General features: G+C 54.6%; 1 protein-coding gene and 3 tRNA genes. All 4 read right to left on the bottom strand.

The window, feature by feature from the left end:
- Positions 1 to 1426: 1426 nt before the first annotated feature.
- The 4 genes from DFO58_RS00125 to DFO58_RS00140 all read right to left on the bottom strand — a co-directional run bounded on the left by DFO58_RS00125 (position 1427) and on the right by DFO58_RS00140 (position 3418).
- Positions 1427 to 1499 (bottom strand) — tRNA-Glu (locus tag DFO58_RS00125).
- Between the two features lie 46 nt (positions 1500 to 1545).
- Positions 1546 to 1617 (bottom strand) — tRNA-Gln (locus DFO58_RS00130).
- A 208-nt stretch (positions 1618 to 1825) separates the two neighbouring features.
- Positions 1826 to 1902, bottom strand: a tRNA-Pro gene (locus DFO58_RS00135).
- Positions 1903 to 2011: 109 nt separating this feature from the next.
- On the bottom strand, positions 2012 to 3418 hold the full coding sequence (locus tag DFO58_RS00140) for an FAD-linked oxidase C-terminal domain-containing protein (RefSeq protein ID WP_286163378.1): 1407 nt from the start codon (positions 3416 to 3418) through the stop codon (positions 2012 to 2014).
- Positions 3419 to 4876 lie beyond the last annotated feature (1458 nt).

A 4876-nucleotide genomic window follows, 5' to 3' on the forward strand; every position in this document is an offset into this window, starting at 1 on the left:
CGTATTCACCAAACAAAAAATAATTTGGTATCAACAAACTTGGCACACTATTGAGTTCTCAAACAACAAACACTTACCGGTTCTCCGCCACCCCTTTTCCAGGAGGCGATATCGTCCAGCGTTAGTTTCCGAAATTGCAAAACAAATCTTTTAGATCATTTGAATCTCGGGGATTTTCGCTTCGAATTCGGTTCAGATTTCCTCGAACCTTGTTTCGGCGACAGATAAAAACTATACACACCTTTTTCGGCACTTACAAATCGTAGGGCTACTTTTCCGGGTGACTGTCGCCACAGGCATTAGAGGGCCGGTGCGCACGATAAGCAGTTCCCCAATGTCGCCTGCTCTCCGGACAGGCTGCCGCGCCACACCAACGTGACAGCACGAGCTCCGGTCTGTGGAGAGCGCGGTTCCCTGCTTGCTGGATACTGCGGGCTCGGGGCCAGCCAGTCGAAATCTTGTAAGCGGTGTTCTCTCCGAATGCTGCCGGAGGTCACCGGCAGAACGGACAGCATGGCAATGGGCCTTATCCCGTCGACAGCATGAGCTGATGACGCCAGCTACAGTTCATTGGGTTTCATAGCTGCCCGGTTCGATGTATGGGTTCACTCCTGGTATCCGTTGCGACGATGTCTTGGTATCTGACGCTGCCAAGTTTCCGTGTAACCGCGGTGAGACTAAGCCCTAGGGCGACCTTCCCTCCTAAAACAAACCGCTTACCCAACGACAGCAATCCGGGATGGTTCCTGGCTAGTAGTCGCATCCGTGGTCCACTGATACAGCAGATGTCTTGCACCCTGTGTTGGACATGTCCGACGAGAGCAGTGTCAATGCCCGCCTGTTGACGTTCGCGGCGTCAAATTCAACGCAGACCAGAATCATATGACTTGTCACCCAATAAGCGCGGGCTAGCGGAGATGTCCATGAATCGATGGCTTGCTGACCGCACGTGCCTGGACCCCACTCGGATTTTCATACAGTCTGACCTCATCGGGAAACAAGGCCGGCTTGTAGTGCCGCCATCGATGTTCGGTCAATTAGTGGAACCATTCGTTGCCCCACAGGGCGTCGCCATACTGCTTTCGATTGCTGTCGGCCCAAGTGCGCAGCTCCTTATCCCAAGCTCTTGGCCTGACCATGAACTTTGGGTCCAAGAAACTAGTCGGGCCCCAACGCATAGCTACTCCGCTTTGTACGCACCATAGGCCCAAGCCCTTATCCGGTTCTCATTGGTTCTGCAGCCAGCGTGGCGAATCTTGTGAATAGTGGGGTCTGGCCTTGGCGACCTGTCCGGGCCAGACACACTTTATTACCTATAGCCCACATTTTGGCCTCTAGCCCGGAGTCAAGAACTCTCTTCCTGCGGACGGACAAGAAGAACTGGTTAAACAAAAAACGCGGAACCGAAGTTCCGCGTTTAGATTTGTGACCCCAACGGGATTCGAACCCGTGTTGCCGCCGTGAGAGGGCGGAGTACTAGGCCGCTATACGATGGGGCCGTATGCTGAAGTTTCCTTCAGCTCACCGAATTGCTCCGGTGAAGCGCTGGGATACCAGGACTCGAACCTAGAATGACGGAACCAGAAACCGTTGTGTTGCCAATTACACCATATCCCAATATGACTTGGCCTCCGCCAGAATCAATTACCTAGGTAATGATCTTTTGGATGCCTTAGCACGAGATATAACTATACACAGTAATTCTGGATATCGCACATCCTGAGTAGCTTTTCGATAGTGATCTAAGACTCGCTGCCTGTTCGGCCTGCATTTGTGAGCTTCAGTTAAACAACAAGGAGGAATCCGAAGATTCCTCCTTGCGTTCTGGTCGGGATAACAGGATTTGAACCTGCGACCTCGTCGTCCCGAACGACGCGCGCTACCAAACTGCGCCATATCCCGTAATCAAGAACGTTTTTACTCTACACCCGGTTACCTCAGATCGCATAATCGAGGCTTCGATTCGATTGTCATCGTACGTATCTGTCGTAATAGAAGCGCTTGTCGCAGTCTATATCGCCTTGCCCGGGTTCAATATGTTCATTGGATCCAGCAGCCCCTTGATCTTTTGCTGCAATTCGATAACTTGGCTGGATTGCTCCCAGGGGAGCCAGTCTTTCTTGATGAGTCCGACGCCGTGCTCGCCTGTAATCGTGCCTCCCATTTCAAGGGCAATGCGAACGGACTCCTGCACAGCGCGGTCCAGTCGCTCCAGCGGGTTCGGCCCATCCGAGGGGTCGACGTAGAACGTCGGATGCAGGTTTCCGTCACCGGCGTGGGAAATCAGCCTCAACTGAACCTGTTCTTGCCTCGCGGCCTGTTGCACACGATGAACGTACTCAACCATGAGACTTTTGGGGACGGCTACGTCTTCACCAGTACGGTACGCATCGTCTTTCGCATCTCCACGGCTGGTGCGACGCATTTCAATGAGAGCCGTTGCAGATTCATCGCCGCTCTCGCTCAGCCGTACGGAGTCGTTCTTGAAGGTTTCACGAAGAACCGCTTCTTCTTGCTCTGCACCATATCCGTCTAGTCGAACGAGCAGCATTGCACCGCCACTGCCAGCATGAGCTGTCCCATACTGTGCGTCCAAGACCTTCATCGTTGAGTGATCGATCAACTCCAGAATCGCTGGTTGGATACGTGCCTTGGCAATCCTTTGGACTCCTTCGACAGCAACTTCAAGATCCTCGAAAACTAATGCGACGTCTCGTTCGTCAACGGGCAAATAACGAAGCCGTAGCACCGCGCGAACGATCACACCCAATGTTCCTTCGGAACCTGTGAACAAGGCTGTCAGATCATAGCCGGCAACGCCCTTGAACGTATTCTTTCCAACATGTATTAGGCTCCCGTCCGCCAAGACAACGTCTAGCCCAAGAACCGACTCCCGGGTGACACCGTACTTCGCGCAACGCAATCCCCCGGCGTTCGTCGCAATGTTTCCACCGATGGTCGACATCTTGTAACTTGCCGGATCCGGAGCGTACATCAGACCGAACTCGGAGACGGCAAGATTCAAATGATGGTTAATCACGCCGGGCTCGACGACCGCGACTTCGTCCTGAGGCCGAATCTCGATGATCCTGTTCATCTTGCTGAGATTCAGGATGATAGCTTCATCAGTGACATGGACGGCGCCCGATACGCCAGTACCAGCACCGCGGCTGATCACCGAGAGCCGGTGTTCACTGGCCAGCTGCATTAGTTCCTGAACTTGCCCAACTTTTGTTGGAAAAACGACAGCGAGTGGCATCATGGGCTCATCTGCCAGTTGGCCGAAATCTCTCGAATTTTCCATGAGCACGGAATCACTAACGGATACCATGCCTGCAGGAAATCTCGCCGTGAGCTCATCAAGCAATTTCTTATTGCGTCGCATGCGTGGTCTGACTTCCTGGTCATTTGGGCTCATAGTTCAGACACTACATCTGACAGCGCCAGGAGCGACAGTAAGCGCCGACGAAAGGCTGCGGCAGGCGGCCGCGAACCGTGGCGCAATCATCTCTTTCTCGTCACTAGCCATATGAAAAGTCACCTATGCCCATTGGCGCTCCACCATCAATGATGACGATTCCAGTCGTCAATGCGCATCGGATCACGGAAGCCGCTCCGTACGAGCCATGGCCGAGGCATCTAAGAAATCTACAGAGCTTACGACGAAACAGCGTTGTCATTTCACTCCGTCAGTGAATCGTCAGGCACTTTCCGCCACACGGTTATGCAGCTGATCGAACGGGTGCCGAGGTCCCGCCCGGGTCTGGATACTCTGCCAGGCTAAGACCATCGACGACCATCTGGGCATCGTCGAAGGCTTCGTTTAGGGAAAATGAGGCAAGGTCCGCGCCACCGCAATGCGCAAATGGCTGGCCGGCATCGGTTGCCACGATACGAGGTCGAGGCTCCTCGAGCCGCCAGCACGACGATGAAGGTATCGACTCAAGGAACACAGGTCCCAGCATGAGTAACTGCATGACTCAAGGGAGACTAAGCCATGCAAATGGCTGAAGCACGCGTACGCCGAGAACTTGTCGCCAACGGAACTCGCACGGCGCTGCTAAACGCGAGGCCGGACTAGCGCCATCACCAGATGTTGGTCCCCTGGCGGTTCGGGAAATATCCATCGCATACGTGTCCGTGGGTTGGAGCTTCCTCGCGATTGCTCTATCCAGGAGTATGCCCTGTGGGTATCGAAAAATCCGTGGTCGCGAAGCCTATGGCCGGCATCATGGAGTGCAATCCATTGGTCGCCACGTTCTCTGCCACGTTTTCTGTACAGAGGCCCGCATCAGCAATCGGGTGAACCCGTCAGGCAAGGACGGGCGGGAGAACTCCGCGCAAAACGCCCGTACCGGTCTATTACCAACTGGCACCCGCTCCTACCCTGGAGTACTTGTTTTTCAACGATTCAGAAACCTCGTGCGGCTCGATCATCGCCTTGGCGCTGTCAAGGGTATCGGGGCACTCCTCGTTTATCAGCAGCGATGCAGCCTCGGGTAATGACAACTTCGCCCAATCCCTTCGAGACGTTCGTCAACGAGTTCGGTGCCAAACTGAAGGTGCCTGCTCATGAGCGCAGAGAGAGCAGTTGAAAAGGACCAGCATTCGGTCCCGCGCCCGTTGACTTCTTCCTCCAGTGGCCAAAGACTCACTGTGGATTCTCAAGTGCCCAGGCGGAAGTCAAAACCTTTTCCTGGATCGGTAGGCATTACCGACCCGAACATGCCTGACGAATCGTGCCTATGCTGCTCGGACGTCAATATTCAGCATATCTTGCCCAGGGGTTTTGTTGTGGTCCGGGCTCTTCCCCGCTCCGCAGCCAACCGCACCGCGCCGCGGCCCCGGCAGCGCTCCCCTTGCCCACGCCATCCCC

The organism is Arthrobacter sp. AG1021, assembly GCF_003633665.1.
In the GTDB taxonomy this organism is placed as follows: domain Bacteria; phylum Actinomycetota; class Actinomycetes; order Actinomycetales; family Micrococcaceae; genus Glutamicibacter; species Glutamicibacter soli.